General features: G+C 48.0%; 23 protein-coding genes, 1 tRNA gene and 2 pseudogenes. 19 read left to right on the top strand and 7 right to left on the bottom strand.

Annotated features, from left to right (window positions below):
- Window positions 1-54: 54 nt before the first annotated feature.
- Both JVX88_RS11420 and JVX88_RS11415 read right to left on the bottom strand, forming a co-directional pair.
- The gene (locus tag JVX88_RS11420) at window positions 55-924 is read right to left on the bottom strand and encodes a tetratricopeptide repeat protein (protein ID WP_225931541.1); all 870 of its coding nucleotides are present in this window, start codon (window positions 922-924) and stop codon (window positions 55-57) included.
- Between the two features lies 1 nt (window position 925).
- Window positions 926-1,291, bottom strand: a complete 366-nt coding sequence (locus JVX88_RS11415) for a hypothetical protein (protein ID WP_211627421.1) — start codon at window positions 1,289-1,291, stop codon at window positions 926-928.
- Between the two features lie 106 nt (window positions 1,292-1,397).
- Here JVX88_RS11415 and JVX88_RS11410 point away from each other — a divergent pair, with 106 nt between their 5' ends.
- The 8 genes from JVX88_RS11410 (at window position 1,398) to JVX88_RS11375 (ending at window position 6,952) form a co-directional block, all read left to right on the top strand.
- A complete protein-coding gene (locus JVX88_RS11410) occupies window positions 1,398-2,627 on the top strand; it encodes a glycosyltransferase family 4 protein (protein WP_211627420.1) in 1,230 nt (409 codons plus the stop codon).
- A gap of 380 nt (window positions 2,628-3,007) precedes the next feature.
- Complete coding sequence (locus JVX88_RS11405) at window positions 3,008-3,514, top strand: PqqD family protein (protein WP_211627419.1); 507 nt, start codon at window positions 3,008-3,010, stop codon at window positions 3,512-3,514.
- 138 nt (window positions 3,515-3,652) lie between these two features.
- On the top strand, window positions 3,653-4,519 hold the full coding sequence (locus JVX88_RS11400) for a nucleotidyltransferase family protein (protein WP_211627418.1): 867 nt from the start codon (window positions 3,653-3,655) through the stop codon (window positions 4,517-4,519).
- 1 nt (window position 4,520) lies between these two features.
- Entirely contained in the window at window positions 4,521-5,195 is a 675-nt protein-coding gene (gene tsaB, locus JVX88_RS11395) for a tRNA (adenosine(37)-N6)-threonylcarbamoyltransferase complex dimerization subunit type 1 TsaB (protein WP_211627417.1), read from the top strand.
- A 5-nt stretch (window positions 5,196-5,200) separates the two neighbouring features.
- Window positions 5,201-5,374 carry a hypothetical protein gene (locus JVX88_RS11390; protein WP_211627416.1) on the top strand — a complete coding sequence of 58 codons (174 nt, stop codon included), beginning with the start codon at window positions 5,201-5,203 and terminating at the stop codon, window positions 5,372-5,374.
- Window positions 5,358-5,690: a flavin reductase family protein gene (locus tag JVX88_RS11385; RefSeq protein ID WP_211627415.1), complete on the top strand. Its 333-nt coding sequence runs from the start codon at window positions 5,358-5,360 to the stop codon at window positions 5,688-5,690. The genes JVX88_RS11390 and JVX88_RS11385 overlap by 17 nt, the downstream gene beginning before the upstream one ends.
- Before the next feature lie 191 nt (window positions 5,691-5,881).
- Window positions 5,882-6,145 carry a 30S ribosomal protein S20 gene (rpsT, locus tag JVX88_RS44005; RefSeq protein ID WP_211627414.1) on the top strand — a complete coding sequence of 88 codons (264 nt, stop codon included), beginning with the start codon at window positions 5,882-5,884 and terminating at the stop codon, window positions 6,143-6,145.
- Between the two features lie 33 nt (window positions 6,146-6,178).
- A complete protein-coding gene (locus JVX88_RS11375; protein WP_263975494.1) occupies window positions 6,179-6,952 on the top strand; it encodes a queuosine precursor transporter in 774 nt (257 codons plus the stop codon).
- Here JVX88_RS11375 and JVX88_RS11370 read toward each other — a convergent pair whose 3' ends face one another.
- Window positions 6,953-8,446 (bottom strand): UDP-N-acetylmuramoyl-L-alanyl-D-glutamate--2,6-diaminopimelate ligase, encoded by a 1,494-nt coding sequence (locus JVX88_RS11370; protein ID WP_211627413.1) that lies wholly within the window; start codon window positions 8,444-8,446, stop codon window positions 6,953-6,955.
- Between the two features lie 240 nt (window positions 8,447-8,686).
- On the opposite strand from JVX88_RS11370, the gene JVX88_RS11365 reads away from it, so the two are divergent.
- From JVX88_RS11365 to JVX88_RS42990, 9 genes and pseudogenes are all read left to right on the top strand, one after another.
- Entirely contained in the window at window positions 8,687-8,950 is a 264-nt protein-coding gene (locus JVX88_RS11365) for a hypothetical protein (RefSeq protein ID WP_211627412.1), read from the top strand.
- Between the two features lie 110 nt (window positions 8,951-9,060).
- Window positions 9,061-9,145 (top strand) — tRNA-Leu (locus tag JVX88_RS11360).
- The gene (locus JVX88_RS11355) at window positions 9,107-9,268 is read left to right on the top strand and encodes a hypothetical protein (protein WP_211627411.1); all 162 of its coding nucleotides are present in this window, start codon (window positions 9,107-9,109) and stop codon (window positions 9,266-9,268) included. Before JVX88_RS11360 ends, JVX88_RS11355 begins: the two co-directional genes overlap by 39 nt.
- Window positions 9,269-9,304: 36 nt before the next feature.
- Window positions 9,305-9,841 carry a trigger factor gene (locus JVX88_RS11350; protein WP_211627410.1) on the top strand — a complete coding sequence of 179 codons (537 nt, stop codon included), beginning with the start codon at window positions 9,305-9,307 and terminating at the stop codon, window positions 9,839-9,841.
- 72 nt (window positions 9,842-9,913) lie between these two features.
- Complete coding sequence (locus JVX88_RS11345) at window positions 9,914-10,459, top strand: hypothetical protein (RefSeq protein ID WP_211627409.1); 546 nt, start codon at window positions 9,914-9,916, stop codon at window positions 10,457-10,459.
- Between the two features lie 62 nt (window positions 10,460-10,521).
- On the top strand, window positions 10,522-10,938 hold the full coding sequence (locus JVX88_RS11340; RefSeq protein ID WP_211627408.1) for a hypothetical protein: 417 nt from the start codon (window positions 10,522-10,524) through the stop codon (window positions 10,936-10,938).
- A gap of 1,142 nt (window positions 10,939-12,080) precedes the next feature.
- Window positions 12,081-12,932, top strand: coding sequence for a glucose-1-phosphate cytidylyltransferase (gene rfbF / locus JVX88_RS11335; RefSeq protein ID WP_211627407.1), 852 nt, complete (start codon window positions 12,081-12,083; stop codon window positions 12,930-12,932).
- Window positions 12,856-13,890, top strand: coding sequence for an NAD-dependent epimerase/dehydratase family protein (locus JVX88_RS11330; RefSeq protein WP_211627406.1), 1,035 nt, complete (start codon window positions 12,856-12,858; stop codon window positions 13,888-13,890). Before rfbF ends, JVX88_RS11330 begins: the two co-directional genes overlap by 77 nt.
- 20 nt (window positions 13,891-13,910) lie before the next feature.
- Window positions 13,911-14,105, top strand: a pseudogene (locus tag JVX88_RS42990) (class I SAM-dependent methyltransferase); the annotation flags it as partial.
- A 166-nt stretch (window positions 14,106-14,271) separates the two neighbouring features.
- Here the strand turns inward: JVX88_RS42990 and JVX88_RS44000 are convergent.
- A pseudogene (locus JVX88_RS44000) lies at window positions 14,272-14,370 on the bottom strand (hypothetical protein); the annotation flags it as partial.
- 304 nt (window positions 14,371-14,674) lie between these two features.
- Here JVX88_RS44000 and JVX88_RS11320 point away from each other — a divergent pair.
- The gene (locus JVX88_RS11320) at window positions 14,675-14,863 is read left to right on the top strand and encodes a hypothetical protein (RefSeq protein WP_211627405.1); all 189 of its coding nucleotides are present in this window, start codon (window positions 14,675-14,677) and stop codon (window positions 14,861-14,863) included.
- Between the two features lie 415 nt (window positions 14,864-15,278).
- Here the strand turns inward: JVX88_RS11320 and rpmA are convergent, their stop codons facing one another.
- Together rpmA and rplU are read right to left on the bottom strand one after the other, a co-directional pair.
- The gene (gene rpmA, locus JVX88_RS11315) at window positions 15,279-15,563 is read right to left on the bottom strand and encodes a 50S ribosomal protein L27 (protein ID WP_211627404.1); all 285 of its coding nucleotides are present in this window, start codon (window positions 15,561-15,563) and stop codon (window positions 15,279-15,281) included.
- 19 nt (window positions 15,564-15,582) lie between these two features.
- Entirely contained in the window at window positions 15,583-15,873 is a 291-nt protein-coding gene (gene rplU, locus JVX88_RS11310) for a 50S ribosomal protein L21 (RefSeq protein WP_211627403.1), read from the bottom strand.
- Window positions 15,874-16,055: 182 nt separating this feature from the next.
- Here rplU and JVX88_RS11305 point away from each other — a divergent pair, with 182 nt between their 5' ends.
- Window positions 16,056-16,514, top strand: a complete 459-nt coding sequence (locus JVX88_RS11305) for a hypothetical protein (protein ID WP_211627402.1) — start codon at window positions 16,056-16,058, stop codon at window positions 16,512-16,514.
- Here the strand turns inward: JVX88_RS11305 and hpt are convergent.
- Window positions 16,511-17,089 carry a hypoxanthine phosphoribosyltransferase gene (hpt, locus tag JVX88_RS11300; protein WP_211627401.1) on the bottom strand — a complete coding sequence of 193 codons (579 nt, stop codon included), beginning with the start codon at window positions 17,087-17,089 and terminating at the stop codon, window positions 16,511-16,513. The two genes, JVX88_RS11305 and hpt, sit on opposite strands and share 4 nt — an antisense overlap.
- Window positions 17,090-17,102 lie beyond the last annotated feature (13 nt).

The following is a 17,102-nucleotide window of genomic DNA, read 5'->3' as shown; positions in this document are numbered from 1 at the left end:
ACAGAACAAAAAAGGCGGCCCGAAGACCGCCATAGCTAGGGTGAAAAATACTGTTTAGAAAGGCCTTCCCGGTATTCTGGGAACCTTGCTCTCGATCTTTCGTTTTGCATCATCAACAACGGCCCTTCCCTTGAAAACGTCATCAAGTCGGCTCGCGAACGCAGGGTCTATTTTCTTCAACTGCGCTTGTATCTTCTTAGCTTCCTTGGAGTTGCCGCTAAGATGATAGACCTCGCCTAGGCTGTATAATCCGAAAACATTTCGCGAATCAAGCGTAGTAACTCGACGCAAAACATCTATCGCCGCGGCGAAGTTTTTAAGCCCTTTATATCCAATACCAAGCTGATTCATCGCGATGACCCAGTCGCGCCTTAGGCTTAACGCAATATTTAGAGCTTCAACTGCGGCTTCGTGGTCGCCAAGGGAATTATTCGTTGACCCCAGATTCAAATAGGCAGCGTCAAGCTTTGGGTCAAGTGATACCGCCGTCTGAAGATATTGCCGTGCGAGTTCAAGCTTTTCCTTGGCCTCCGCTACGCGGCCTGCGGCCTGATCCTGACGTGCAGCGTTGTAATACGCCCAACCTAAATTTGTATTATCGACTGCCGACGGGCTGAGTACACGAGCTTGGTTCAATCGAGCCACGGCCTTGTCCCATTCGCTCGTCTTGCCAAGACAAAAACCCCATTCGCTGTAAAGATCAGGATTCTTCTCGTTACCCGGCTCCGCCTTTCGGTATGCAGCATTGGCTTCGGCAAACCGCTCCAACTGGCGGAAAGTACTAGCAAGGTTTGCATTAGCCACCGGATTGTCAGGATCTATCCTTACAGCATTCTGGTAACTCGCGAGCGCCCCGGCATAATCTCCTGAGTTGTATTGGGCCACACCGATCTCGAACCAGGCAGCTGCGTTATTGGGGTCGATCTCAACCGTCCTGCGGCGACCACGCTATCTTTTTCCCGAAAAGTCTCGCAAATATGCCAGTAATAAACGCGGTCGGGAACAATAAGGAAGAAAGGTGCACTATGTCCGCAGAGTAAAGCTCCCGTAACGAGATGAAAGTTTGTCGAAGGGGAAAATACTGTTGTCGTGTCTGGACATAAATCGTGCGTCCGGCTTCGGTTTCAACCCATTCATTCAGGGGGGATGTGCCATTGATGCCCATATCTGTTGATACGATGGTTGGCTCGAAGCCATTTGCTTTCAGGTGTTTCGCTAGCCAAAAGACGGTATTTGCCGGACCGCCGGCTTGCGATGGATAAAAAACCTGAACTGGGAATAAAACCTTCATAGAGCATCTGAAAGCTGTTTGAAATAGACGCTATCAAAGCTTAAAATCTTGGAGACACGACACGAATATATCAAACTGGGCCGCGTTAAATTAAACCGCTTTCTTGATGTCCGAACAAGAGAATAAAAGGAAACGACTTTGGGTCGTATCGGAGCTTTATTATCCGGAGGACACTTCAACCGGCTATTATCTGACACGGATCGCGGAAGGACTCGCCGGCGATCTTGATGTTAAGGTGCTTTGCGGTCAGCCGACATATTCGAAGCGCGGAATGCGTTTTTCGAAGCGAGAACTCCACAAAAACGTGGAGATCTTTCGTGTTTTTGGCACTACATTTGATAAGAATGTTATTCCATTGCGCGTCGTGAATATGTTGACGCTAGGTGCGAGCGTATTTTTCGCCGCACTACGCAGGTTTCGACGCGGAGACAAAGTGCTTGTAGTAACGACGCCGCCGACAATGCCTTTCGTTGTTGCGATAGCGTCGCTGATCAAAGGAGCCGGATACACTCTATTGATACACGACAGCTATCCGGAGATCTTGGTTGCCGCCCGCAAAACGCGCCCCGAATCGCTTTTTTTTAAGACCGCTTCCGTCGCTAACCGCTGGCTTTACAAGCATTGTGCAAAGATCATTGTGGTAGGCCGGGATATGGAAGAGATGACGAGGCACAAGACTCACGGTCTCGATATCCCGATCGTTTACATCCCGAACTGGGCGGAGCTGGAGACAGTCTCGCCGGCTCCAAGGGAGGAAAACACGCTGATCAAAGAACTCGGTATCCAAGAAAAAGTGATCTTTCTTTATGCGGGGAATATGGGATATCCGAACGATATGGAGAGCCTCATTGAATGTGCGAAAAGACTCCAGGACGAAGGCCAACAGAAACCGCATTTTGTTTTCCTGGGAAGCGGTGTGAAGCGAAAATGGCTGGAAAGGGAAGTGGCGGCGAATGGTTTGGAGAATGTTACGATTTTGGACCCGCGTCCCAGAAGCGAGCAGCAGGAGTTTTTGAATGCCTGTGATATAGCGATCGTTTCGCTGGTCAGCAATATGAAAGGGGTTTCTATGCCAAGCCGGACCTATAACATCCTTGCGGCCGGAAAGCCTATACTGGCGATAACCGAGCCCGGATCGGAGATTGACCTTGTGGTCAAAGAAAATGCCGTGGGTTGGTCAGTTTTTCCGCAAAAACCTGAAGAACTCTACGTCACTATTCAGCAGATCGTTTCTGAACATGACAAATATGCCGAAATGGGCTTGAGGGCCAGACAAGCAGCAGAATCAGAATACTCGCTCGATACGGCAATAGAACGTTACAGGTCAGCGATCTGATAGGAATTGGGGCTATTGTTTTGACAGGTATCAGGAAAGCGGCATTTATTCGTTGTTTAACCAAATTTGGGACGTTGTGGAAAAAAAATGTTTGACGTAACTCCCGAAAAATGTTAGTTTTGCAGGACATTTAGCAAACATGCGAAAGTAGCGGTCGATCATTACCGTCTCTTTCCAGCGAATTCGTCGGGTTCTGGTGCGTTCCCCAAGCGGCATTGAGCTTAGCGAATTCCTTTGTTTACAGTAATTTATTGCTGAGAGTATTGAAATTGCATTTAGAAACGTGCAATAATTAGCTCGGCTTAGTGTTTCACCTTAACTATTTGTATAAACTTAATTGGCTCAACAAATATAGTGTTGAGCTGTGATTGGAGGAAAAGATGAGTAATTCGCAATTCCCAACTGCTCGAAAGACGGGTCTGGTTGTCCAGGAAGTCCCCGACGAGGTGCTGGTTTATGATCTGGACGCGAACAAAGCCCACTGCCTTAATAAAACAGCCGCAACAGTTTGGCAGTCTTGTACCGGTACTAATTCTATCTCTGATATAGCGGCGATCCTTGAGGCACAGACCGGAAGCAAGGTCTCGGATGAAATGGTCTGGTTGGCGATCGATCAGCTGAATGAGAATGACCTCCTTGAAACAAAGATCAAAGCCGATTTTGGCGGCCAAACACGCCGCGAGGTTCTAAAGAAAATAGGTTTGGCTTCGGTTATAGCCCTTCCGATCATTGCATCGCTCGGTGCTCCTTCAAGCGCCTTGGCGAGCGTGTCTTGTCAATGCTTAAGCTCCAGTGAATGTGCCTCAATGGGGGGCTGTCCTTCGACTGTATGTTGTAATACCGATGCTATTTGTGCGCCAGCATTGCCGGATATGGTTTGTAACTGAAAACTTGAAAAGATAATTTTAGAAAGATACGTGGCGGCAGGGAGTTAGAAAATTCCTGCCGCCTTTGGATTTTGCTTTGGGTGTATTCATTGCCTAAAATTCATATACTTCCGGTAATAAAGTTTCCTGAGGATCGATATGGGGCGAACATTGACGGACGATCTTCGATGGAACCTGCTCATGGCGAAGCGGATGGAACACCGCATCGCATCCATTGCCGACGAACTGCATTCTCACAATGTCGAATTCATTATGTTCAAAGGTTGGGGGGCCGCCAGATCCTACCCTGCGGATTCGCCACGCACCTATGCAGATATTGATATCGCGGTTGGCAGCAATGACTTTGAAAAGGTCGAGGAGATTTGCAAAGGGGCGAAAAGCTCGCTTAACGGTATCGACCTCCACTCAGAATTCCGTCATCTGGACACGCTTCCGTGGAAGCAACATTTATCTAGAGCGATCACGGTCGAGATCGAAAATGTCCGGGTTAAGGTCCCGTGCCCAGAAGATCATCTCCGCATCATTGCGACACACTGGCTGAATGACGGCGGTGAAAACAAGGAAAGGCTGTGGGACATCTACTACGCTGTCGCGAATCGCCCGGCGGACTTTGACTGGTCTAAATGTCTTGATGTTGTAAGCGATACGCGTCGCGGCTGGGTGATATGTGCGATCGGTTTAGCTCACAAGTATCTCGGATTAGATATCAGCGATCTCCCATTTCGCGATGAGGCATCGAAAATCCCAAAATGGATCACAGCAACGCTCGAACGCGAATGGCCCCGCGGCGAAAGGCTTCAGCCTCTGCAAACGTGCCTCGGCGATCCAAAGCTCTTTATTCGTCAGTTACGCAAACGCATCCCGCCAAACCCTATTCAGGCAACCATTGAGATGGAGGCTTCGATAGACGATTGCCCACGCGGACTGATACAGTTACGGAATATGGTGCACCGGGCGTCTCCTTCGCTGGGACGCATCTTCACCGTCGCAACCAGAAAACGATAGCTTGGATCAGCAGACACACAATCCGGATCAGATCACTCTTGCGATCGAGACCGCCATCCGCGGCGGAAGCCTTGCGCTCCTACGCGGAACGGATGTAGTAGCCAAAAGTACAGGCTCCGAAGATGTTTCACGTGCCGAAAAGATCATACCCTCGATCCGCCAGCTTTTGGCTTCAGCTCAGATGGAACTAGACGAGGTCGAAAAGATCGCTGTTTCGCGAGGACCGGGAAGTTTTACAGGTATTAGGATCGGCATCGCAACCGCGTTAGGCTTGGGCAAAGCCAAGGACGTTGAGATCATCGGCGTTTCTGTACTGGATGCGATCATAGCATCGCGTCATAATGGTGAATCGCTATGTTCCGCTGTCCCGATGGGACGTAATGAGGTAGCGTTCAAATTCGGATCGAACAACGGCGAGGAGGCCGCCGATGTGTTAGGGAATGTCATGAATCTTGACGACTTTGTTACATTCGTCGGACAGAACCGGTCGATATCAATTGCCGCACATTCCGATATGGCATTGATTCTTAATGAAAAACTCCTGCAAACAAAAGTGATCGATATAGGAATTAATATGGCAGAGTTTATTGGCTTGCACTGCGATAACGTGGGTTTGCGGTCGCCGTTTTCTCCGATCTACCTGCGCAATCCTAAGAGGAGCAACAGCCTCTTTTAACTTAAATGGAGGCATTTCCGGTAAAAACTGTCGGCTCGGGGCACATAAGGGAGATAATTCAACTCCAAGCGGAGTGCGGACTCAGCCCGTGGAGCTACGCAGACTACCGCGATGAACTTTTAAGGCCGGACGCGATAATGCTGCAATGCTCTCTTCCTGACGATGGCTGCATTGGTTGAGTCGGCCACCGGCAGCCACTACGCGTTTCTTGAAAGCAACGTATTTGGCGTGAACATACTATCGACGGAACAGGCATGGTTGTCCGAACATTTTGCAACTAACTCCGATGACAAACTTGCTGCCGCCGAATTCTCGCTCTCAGAAAATGGGGTGCCGCTGTTGGAACACTGCCTTGTCAATATTGAGTGCTCTCTAAAAGAAAGTTATGTTGGGGGCGACCACACTATCTTCGTTGGTCAGGTAGAATCGGTAAGGATCCGGGATGGCGAGCCGCTGATCTATTACCGATCAGATTACCATACTATCGGAGGGTGAAGTGCAGATCAGCAAAAATTAGATCCCAGTATTAACCGCACTTTTGTAAGAGAGATGTTCTGTTCCTGATAACGACGGATACACTCTCAGAGGGCTGTCCAAGGTTGACTTCTAGCAGGCATAAATTATACAATTCTAAGTTTGTTCCATAAGAATAAAGACAAATTATTCAGTCAGATCAAAAGTTATAGATGGCAAATCATAAATCAGCAGAGAAGCGGATAAGGCAGAACGCCCGACGAAATGAGATAAATAGAAGCAATCGCAGCAGGCTGCGCACGCAGATCAAGAAATTGCGGGCGGCCATCGCTGGGCACGATAAAGCCGGAAGCAGCGAATTGCTCACGCCAACCGTCTCTATCATCGATAAAATGGTGAACAAGGGCATCCTTCATAAGAACACGGCAGCCAGATACAAATCCCGTCTTACGAAGCATGTAGCCGAGATCCAATAGGTCCTGGGTAAAGCCAATATCTTTATATATAGTATGACACGGGCTGTGGGAGGTATTCTCCGGCTCGTGTTTTTTTGCGCTTTTGTGTTTGTTAAAATCCGTGCGATGCAGGCAAGGCGTTATAAATACTATGACCTTCTGATGGCGGCGTTCGTTACCGTGCTGCTTTGCTCAAATCTTATCGGTGTTCATAAGGTCTCGACAATCGATCTGCCGTATTATGGCGAGTACATTTACGGCGCGGGAGTTCTTTTCTTTCCGATCAGCTATCTTTTTGGTGATATCCTCACCGAGGTTTACGGGTATGCTCGGTCGCGGAGGGTGATCTGGGCAGGTTTTGCGGCGTTGATCTTTGCTTCGTTAATGGCGACGGTCGTTGTGCAGCTTCCGATAGCTCGAACGATGTCGCCAGAACAGGTTCAGGCGATCGAGTTAATCTTTACGCAGACGCCGCGTATCGCGTTAGCTTCATTACTTGGCTTCTGGGCAGGGGAATTTGTCAATTCCTTCGTGATGGCAAAAATGAAGATTTTGACCGCAGGCAGATTTCTTTGGACGCGGACCATAGGTTCAACCATCTGCGGTGAGGTTGCAGATACGCTCATCTTCTATCCGGTGGCATTCTTCGGAACGTGGTCAAACGAACAATTGATCAGCGTGATGGTTGGGAACTATATATTGAAGGTTCTATGGGAAGTCATAGCTACACCATTCACATATCTGATCGTTGGTTTTTTGAAAAAAGCTGAGAATGAGGATTATTTCGACACCGAAACCGACTTTAATCCCTTCACCTTGGAAACCTGATCACTTGTCTTTCCGATCTTCAATTGCTTCTAAGGCCACTTCCCGATCATCAAAGTGAAACTTATCATTTCCGATGATCTGATAATTTTCGTGACCTTTGCCGGCGATGATGACAACATCATTGGGGGCTGCGGCATTTATAGCAAGGCGGATGGCTTCTCGGCGATCGGATATCGCAACGTAATTACCACCTGAGGCTTTCACTCCGACCTCGATCTCAGAAATGATCTTTAGAGGGTCTTCAGTGCGCGGATTATCTGAGGTGATGATGGCGAGGTCGCTGTATTCACCGGCAATACGGCCCATAGGCTCGCGCTTGGTTTTGTCCCGGTCACCGCCGCAGCCAAAGACTGTGATAATTCTTGCGGTTGCTAATTCCTTTGCTGTTTTCAACGTATTCAAAAGGGCATCATCCGTATGGGCATAATCAACGATCACCGCGAAGTTGCCCGGATGTGAGACTCGTTCGAATCGCCCCGGTGCCCCGACGCACCGTGAGATACCTTTAACGATACTGTCGAGACCATATCCGAGTTCGAGGGCTGCGGCCGACGCAGCAAGCATATTGTAAACGTGCGGACGTCCGACAAGCGGAGATGTGATCTTTCGTTCTCCGATCGGTGTTTTCAATAAAAAAGAGGTCCCTTGCAATAACGAGACGTTTATATCGTCACCTGAAAGGTCGGCATTCTTGTCCAAGTTCTGCGAGAAGGTCATTACCTTTTGGCCATTCGCTCTTAATTCATCGGCCAATCTTATCCCCCAATCGTCATCAATGTTCACCACGCACGAACCGGGTCTCTCACCCAAACGTCCGTCGAAGAGTTTCTTCTTCGCGTCGAAATAGTTTTCCATCGTCAGATGGTAATCCAGATGATCGCGGCTAAGGTTCGTGAAAATGGCAACACGAAACCGAAGCCAATCGCAGCGGTGCAGATCGATGGCCTGCGATGAGGCTTCCATTGCCGCGAAGCCGCAGCCTTCCTCAACTGCTTGTTTGAGAAATCTGTTGGTGTCGCTCGCTTCAGGGGTTGTCCGGACCGCTTCTTCGGTGCGGTCGCCAATACGATATTCGACCGTTGTAAGCATTGCGGGTTTAATGCCCTCAGCTTCTGCCAAGGCATAGCAAAGATACGTAGTAGTTGTCTTGCCGTTGGTCCCCGTAATGCCGATCAGGTCAAGCTTATGCGAAGGATCATCATTGACCAGGGAAGCTGCCTTTGCCAACGCAACACGGGCATTCGCGACCTGCAGCCAAGCTCCGTCGAATGCATCGGGAGCCTCAAATTCGGAGATTACCCCGGCTGCGCCGCGCCTCATTACGTCTCCCACAAAGCGATGCCCGTCAACTGTGGAGCCCTTTATCGCGACAAAAATGGTGCCTTCACTGGCCTGCCTTGAATCGTGCGTTACATTGGTTACATCGCCATCGCTCTTGCCGAACAACGAGGCGTTTAGTTTTTCTGCCAATATGGTAAGTGGAATGCCGCTCATTTCTATTTACTGAGACTTTTCGGGCCGACTTCGTCTGCCAAATGTGGAAGCTCGATTATAGAACAAAGACCTGCATTAACCCATTCCGCGCCGTCTGTTCCGGAATAACTAAATAACTAAAAGCTAGAACTGCATTTGGCAAAGCTTATTCTATAGCTGCTCATGAGTTCTATAAAGATCGATAGTCGGAACAGATCTCACAATGCATCGTATAATACTGCTAACGGAGGTTTTTTGGTGATGAACATTATCAAAATAATTCTGGCAATATTGGGGATAATATTGGGCGTGATGTTGTTCTTTTGGTTGCTCGGCATTGTAACGTCTTTGCTTTGGTACGGTTTATGGATCGCAGTTATCGGCGGCATCGGTTACGGCGCGTATAGACTGTTTCGAAAAGCAGAGGACAAATACGTTGGAGCAGGCTCAGCCCGGACCGAACTGGGCGACCGCGATTTTGACCTAAGCTGGGATGAATACGAGAAAAAATATTTGAACAAGTAGCTTTTTCGAACAACACGGTGGCGCGAATGTGTAAGCGGTGGCGAAGATGTCCGGCAGCTGCATTGTGTTTGACAATCGAACAAGCAGGCTCCAGAATTTAAAAACGTTAAGCCGAGGTGGCGAAATTGGCAGACGCACCAGACTTAGGATCTGGCGTTGAAAGACGTGCGAGTTCGAGTCTCGCCCTCGGCACCAAAGAATTTGATCCGAAAGCGGTCGGCCAAGGTTTGTCAGGCGTTGACAGATCAGGCCGATCATTTTCTTCGGCTCGCACCGAATGTAAGCTATCTTTGTCGGAAACCGGATGACCCCAACTGACAACCATTGATCGACGCGCTATTCTCTTTTTAGTAAATGAAAACCGAACTTAAAGACATAACACCGACCAGAAAAGAGCTGGTAATTGAGATACCTGGTGCTGAATTAAAAGACGCCTACGAAAAGGTAAGTCAGCGTTACGCGAAGGGAGCAAATGTGCCCGGATTTCGGAAGGGGTTTGCTCCGCTTGACGTGATCCGCGTCCGCTATAAGGACGAGATAAAGAATGAGGTTCTTCAGCTGTTGCTTCCGGAGAAGGTAACGGCCGCTATACAGGAGCACAAACTTCATCCGCTCGCAGAACCACATCTTCATATTGATAATGTGGAGAACTTGAAGGTAAATGGTTCGGAACCTATAAATCTTCACGCTCACATTGAAGTAATGCCGGATGTTCCAAAACCGAAGTATAAGAACATAGAGCTTGTTCGGCGGGTAAGGCCGGTAGAAGATTCTGAGATCGAAGACCTTATCGCAAACAGGCTTAATCAGGAAGCGGCATTGATCCCTGTCGAGGGGCGCAGATCTGAGCTTGGTGATACGGTCATTGCGCTCATGCCGGATTCGAGATAAGGCTTTAATTGACTCGGGTAGACCTGATCTGGCAACGTTAGTAGGTCGTAAGTTGTATGAGCAGGAAGCCCAATGTCTTATCCCCGTGTCTTAGTTATTACGTCCTGCACTGGGGAGAAGCAGTCTAAACCCGAGAATCAATTGGTCTTGGCAGACTTTAAGGATGCCGATCGCCTACGCCAACGGGAAGCTGAATTAGCTGATTTTTCTACCACTGCTGGAGCAATTATATTGCCGCTATCAAATGCTGATGCAAAACGTTATCGCTATGGATTGGTTGGGTTAAAGGGGTTTCTGTTCAAACGATTTGCAGAAGCAGTCTGCAAGGACGCTGAATTATTAAAAGCGGTTTATGAGGAGCCGACCGTCTTTCAAGAAGTGATCGACCAGCAGGAAACCCAGCTAGAGTTGACATTGGGGTTGTCTATCCCTCCGACTAAAAAGGCGTCTAAACAAGTCATTAAGCCCTCAGCAGAGGACTATTTAGCCATTCCTCCCTGCCCGCCAGCACCTAATGTTCACTTGGGAATGCAATATTACATTCCAGAGTGGGACGATCGCGTAGATCCAAACTATGACTTCCTCACCGATACTCTCACGCCAGGTCGAGATCCCTAGAATGATGTTTTTTAACTAAGGGTTAAGATCAGAGAGCAGGATCGCACCACTGAGCTATCGCCATGAACATCGAACAAGCCGTTCTAGACAACCTGCGTGAACTGCCTTTTAAGAACCAGGAGGAAGTGCTGGCCTACATCAAAGCTTTACAGCAAAAGCTGAAGCCTGAAGCTGAAGCCCAGCAAATCCACTGGGGACAAATTGCCGAGCAACTTCTGCCCGATCTCCGTCGCATGCAATGGCTCCATGATGGGTCTCCTTCGGCTGTTTATGCGGATAGTCTGCTCCGAACCATGCAGAATCTCTTTGACCAGGCCCCTAGCGAACCACTCACGGAGGTTCTGATGGTGCTCCATGATGCGATGACATTTCAGAACCGTTGGATTAACTACACCCCTGAACAATACCAGTTTGTCTACGTCTTGCCTCAAAAACTGTCCGGACTAGTGTTTTATAAATCACATAGAGCACACAGTTAACGAACCGTATTACTACTCATGTGCCTAAATTACTTCATAAAGAATTTATCAAGCAGAATCATTCTAATATGAAAATCGCAATAAGTTGAGTCGTATACCTTGTACTGCCCCTAGTGCAGTGATAACTTACCAGCATCTCAACTCAAGTCCAATTTATAAGCTGTTATACGAGTTGTATAAACGAGTGGTAATGTAAACAATATCAACAGCAAAGGTGGTGCCCATGCTTCAAAAAGGCTCTCTCCAATCTGTTTACTGGGTTCGTGTTCAGCAACCTATGCTGACATTCATTGTGTTTACGAGAATTTAGCATTGCAGCACCTTTTCATGTACTAGCTGTTACGATAAACTAGATTCATTCCGCATTAGTCAAAGTAGGAGTAAGGGAATAGTTGCATAGGTCTTTTAGACTTACTGCAGTCGTTAGTCAGTTAGCGGTAAACAACGTTCCATTCATTGTGCCTGCTGATTCCGAGTTAGATTCACCTGTTGATTGTGATTTTTGTACAATGAGTTCGTTCAATAGAGTTCGTTCAATAGATCTCGGTCCGTCATATCAATTTCCGCCATACTAAATCGTGCTGTTTCAGGTTGATGGACTAATTCTCTACTCCTGATTGAGCTTAGCTTTAGCATTGATTGTTCAAACTATTCTTAGCTTGAAAATTAATCTTCAGATCGCAAGTTTTTAGCGCTCTTCAGCTCTATAAGATTCGATTCTGTTCGTTCTGATTTTTTCCAAGATTTTACTGTTAGCTTCCCAATAACTTGATTGGCGTGTCGATACGTTGTATTTGCACAATCAGTGATTGTTATGAGAATTATGAGAATTATGAGTTGTGTTAACTTGAGTTGTATTAACTCGCCCTTCAGACGATCACCTAATCGGCCACATATGTGCTCTGTCATAAATTAGCCATTGGGCTAATAGGTAAAGCAGCCCTAGTTCAAATGATTAGGTTAGCTTTGCTAATTAGGGCGGCTGCTCTAGGCTTTTAGCCTAGTGCCTGATCGTTTTGCGAAAACTGGTTCTAGAAGCATCTGGCAGGGGCTTAGAACGATGAAAAATTGGCTGATCATTTGTTTGTTGACATGCAGCAGCGATCAATTGCTGCAATATTGACTCGGAGGTAGATTAATTTATGAAAGTTGCAATACTTGCAGGCGGACTTGGCACACGCCTATCTGAAGAAACCGTGGAGAAGCCAAAACCAATGGTAGAGATTGGTGGAAAGCCCATCCTTTGGCACATAATGATGCATTATTCCTATTACGGCTTCAAAGATTTTTTGATTGCCTTAGGTTACAAATCAGAAATTATCAAAAAATACATGGTCGATTACTGCTCATTAAATAGTAATTTGACTGTAAGTATGCAAGATGGTACGGTCAAAATGCACGGTGGCTACAAGCCAAACTGGACCGTTGATTTAATTGATACAGGACTGTATAGCAACACCGGAGGGAGAATCAAGCGACTAGCACCCTACGTCAACAACGAAACCTTTATGTTGACCTGGGGAGACGGGGTTTCTAATTTGAACTTGCAGGAGTTGTTGGCATTCCATCGGTCCCATGGTAAACTCGCTACCCTAACAGCCGTTCACCCACCTGCTCGCTTTGGACACTTAGAACTGGACGGTGATCAGGTAACAGAGTTTTCAGAAAAACCCCAGACCCTTGAAGGCTGGATCAATGGCGCTTTCTTTGTTCTCGAACCAGGAGTGTTCGACTACATCGAAGGCGACAACACCCAGTGGGAGAAAGAGCCGCTGGAACAGCTAGCAAAAGACGGACAGCTGATGGCCTATCGCTACACCGGCTTTTGGCAATGTATGGATACTTTGCGCGATAAACGGCGGCTGGAAAGCCTCTGGGCGAGTGGGAACGCACCTTGGAAAATTTGGGAGGAAATGGATGCGAGTATTGGTAACGGGGCACAAGGGCTACATCGGAACTCTCATGGTGCCCATGCTGTTGGCTCAGGGGCATGAGGTGGTTGGACTCGACACCGATCTCTATCGAGGTAGTACCTTTGGTGAGGGCATCTATCCAGTACCAGAAATTCACAAGGATCTGCGAGATGTAGAGCAGGCCGACTTGGTGGGATTTGATGCCGTGCTGCATCTGGCTGGGTTATCGAACGACCCCTTGGGCGATCTCAATCCCGATCTGACAGCTCAGATCAACCACTTGGCTTCAGTCCGACTGGCTGAACTAGCGAAAGCCGCTGGGGTAACTCGCTATGTGTTTTCTTCGTCCTGCAGTAACTACGGAGCAGGCGGTGAAGATTGGTTAACCGAAGAGTCGGAGTTTAATCCTGTCACGCCCTACGGTCTCTCCAAAGTGCGGACCGAGTTAGATGTTGCTAAGCTGGCAGATGATCAGTTCAGTCCTACTTTTCTACGCAATGCGACTGCCTATGGAGTTTCTCCTCGGATTCGATTTGATCTGGTCTTGAATAACCTGACGGCTTGGGCATTCACGACGGGCAAAGTCTATATCAAAAGTGATGGGACTCCCTGGCGTCCAATCGTTCACATTGCCGATATTGCCAGAGCATTCATTGCCGTGATCCAGGCTCCGCGTGAGGCAATTCATAATCAAGCCTTCAATGTTGGACACAACGAAGACAATTACCGAATTCGAGAGATTGCCGAAATCGTTAAGGAAACGGTACCAGGATGTGAAATTGAATACGCGAAGGATGCTGGACCTGATAAGCGCTGTTACCGAGTTGATTGTCGCAAAATCCTCCGGATGGTGCCTGAGTTTAAGCCTGAATGGGATGCTCGTCGAGGTGCGCAAGAGCTATATCAAGCCTTTTGCAAAGTAGGTTTATCTCTCGATGAGTTTGAGGGGCCTCGCTACCGCCGCATTACTCATATTCAGGAATTGCTCAACAGCGGCCAAATTGACCCTACCCTACGCTGGCGTTCTGTTGCCGATTAACAAAGAGGATACGCATCATCATGCACGATTCAAAAATTGCCTGTCATTCTTGTCGCAACCCGCATCTGGATCTGATTCTTTCGTTTGGAACGACACCGCTCGCAGACGCCCTGCTGACAGAAGAACAACTGTCGCAGCCAGAAATTTTTGCGCCGCTTGATCTGGCCTTTTGCCCCAACTGTGGGCTGGTTCAGATTACTGAAATCGTGCCTCCAGAGATTCTGTTTTGTCGGGATTATCCCTATTTCTCTTCGGTTTCGAAATCCCTGCTGCAACACTTTGGTGCCAGTGCCCAATCTCTGATCCAAACCAGAAACTTAAACGAACACAGTTTGGTGATCGAAGCAGCAAGCAACGATGGCTATATGCTGAAAAACTTTGTGGCCCACCTCTCGGAACGAATTTCTCACGACGGAACGCGGTTACGCCATTCCCACCGTCACCTGCTTTGACCCGGATCTTTACGCGATCTAAAAACATTGCCTGCTTTAGAATTCTATTTCGGCGGGCGACTATTGGCAAAAGCGATTTAGGTAGCTATCGATTAGAAATAAGGGAAACAAAATACAAAAGCGTCGTCTTGATCGCTCAAAACGACGCCTTTGAATTTCATTATGAACATCGAAATGTTCAGAATGAGGTGCGGCTCTCGCATGTACACGTTCGAACCGCTTATTTTTTATCCCGAAGCGGCCCTGCGGGGGGCTCCCTACTCCGGTCAGCACCCGAAAAACCGAAGCTTTTCGCTGCAAGTCAATGCACGGTGCCATTAGGTTTTTGATTGGTGGCTTTTCCTCCACCGCCGGTTACGTTCCCGGCAACGAGGCTCAGCATCCGAAGACGCGAGCGACTAAGCACCTTTCGAGCTGATCATTTCTCGAAGGCGTTGTCCGTTTTTATCCGAACAACTCAGGTAACCGGGGTTACCCTAGCAAGCCTTTCGGCTTCGATCCAAGGCGTCGCACGCAACTGATCTCCGCGTCTGTCGCAGCCGGATAAAGCGTCACCGCATCCATCCCACTTCCTTGAATCGGTCAAAACGCCCGTAAGCAATTTCGACTATGTAGCGATAATACACCCGATTTTTGTTAAGTCAAGTAGAAAATACTTTAAGAAATAGCTGCTCTCCTATCAGCATCGGAAGACTAATTGTGGAAAACTTTCGAGATATTCTGTGGATAAAACTGTGGATATTTTTGGCACTAGCTAGAATGCTTAGCCAAAACGGAGGCAGTCGCGTCGGGTCCAATGACAACCCTTGTGGAAAACTCATTTATAGCATTCTGAAAAAAAATCGAAAACAAAAATTTTTCCCAGCAAACGATCAAAAGGGTAAATAGCCGGTTTGGCTATTTACCCTTAAAGTTACGAATCTGGAAATTGTAAAGTTAGGCTGTTGTAGCCGTTAATTCAGTTGAACCTTCAGCATAAACGCTGATGAATTTTCCTTTACGTCCCTTATCCTCAAATTTGACCACACCATCGATCAAGGAAAAGAGCGTATCGTCTTTCCCACGCCCTACATTCTTGCCGGGCTTCCACTTGGTTCCGCGCTGTCTGGCAAGAATGTTGCCGCCCAATACTTTTTGTCCGCCAAACTTTTTGAGGCCGAGCCGTTGGGCGTTCGAATCCCGCCCGTTCCTTGATGAACCTACACCTTTCTTATGAGCCATATTAACTCCTATTTCGAGACTAGATCTTTTCGATTCTTATCTCTGTAAATCCTTGACGATGTCCCTGCTTCCGCTTGTATTGTTTGCGACGCTTCTTCTTGAATACGATTATCTTATCGCCACGTCCGTGACCGATGACCGTTGCGGAAACCTTTCCGCCTCCGATCTTGGCTTTGGCTCCTTCGCCCATTACCAGCGCATCTATCTCAAGGCTGCTGCCCTCATCAGACTTCAGCGAAGGCACACGAACCGTCTGTCCTTCCTGAACTGGAAATTGCTTTCCACCGGTTTTTATGATCGCGTAACTCATTTGTGTTCAGCTCTCCTTTTCGACCGGCTATTACTCTACGCAGCCGAAAAACCTAAATTCTAGCTAAATATTTAGTTCTCGTCAATTGCTCACACACATTTGCAAAATTTGCTCTGGACGGTGAAAAGCTATGTTATTATCGTTGCGCGCAAGTTCAATCAATCTGATCGGGAGGCTTAGAAATGGAGCACATTGAACAACAGACCATCCAGTATTCGCCGCGCCAGGCCCGAAATGCGGGTGCGCACTGGTTCTACTGGCTTGCATTGGCGTCCGCCGTGAACTCGCTGATCGTCTTTTATTTCAACACACCGAATTCAATGGCAGCTTTTGGGATAACGAGATGGATAGATGGTACTTCCGGGGCATTGACAGCGGATGGGGTCGTGCCACCCTTGACTCTTTCGGCGCTGATCGTCAATTTGCTGATCGCAGCGGGCTTTGCTCTGTTCGGTTATTTTGCACGTCGCGGCAGCGATCTGGCCTTTGTCATCGGGATCTTTCTATATGTACTCGATTCGATGCTGATGATCGGGCTAAGAGACCTTTTTGGGTTCGGATTTCACTTGGTGGGCCTGTATTTTTTGACGCGAGGTTTATTGGCCAGCCGACATCTTCGTGAGAATGCGACGACGATCTAGGTCTTAGTCTCGGCGGATGTGAGTACGGCAATGAACGGCAGGTTTCGGTAGCGTCCGGCGGCGTCCAATCCGTATCCGACGACAAACCTGTTCGGAACAACGAAACCGGTGTAATCAATAACAAGCTCTTTCTTTATCCTCGGTTCCGGCTTATCAAGAAAGCTTGCGAGGCGGATGGAATCCGCTCCGCGAGAACCGAGGATCTCAAGCAATCGTGTCAAAGTTAGCCCGGTATCGACGATGTCTTCGATAACGAGCACGTGTTTTCCCCGTATCGGATTGCTTAGGTCTTTCAGGATCTCCACATCGCCTGTTGAAACTGTCCCGTCCTTATAGCTGGATACTGACATAAAATCTATCGTAAGCGGCAGATCTATTTCCCGCATCAGGTCTGCCATGAAGATGCAGGATCCCTTTAATACGCCGACCAGAACTAATTCTTTCCCTTGATAATCCGATGTGATCGTTCGTCCTAGCTCGCGGATCCTTTCGCGGATCTGCTCTGCGGAAAAAAGCACCTCAAGCGATGGGTCGGTGAATTCTGTAACGTTGGACGGAGTTTGTATTGCTTCCATAAAAAGTGAATAT

This window comes from Leptolyngbya sp. 7M (assembly GCF_018128485.1).
Note: the sequence above shows the minus strand (reverse complement) of the source record. Positions and strands in the feature narration are given on the sequence as shown.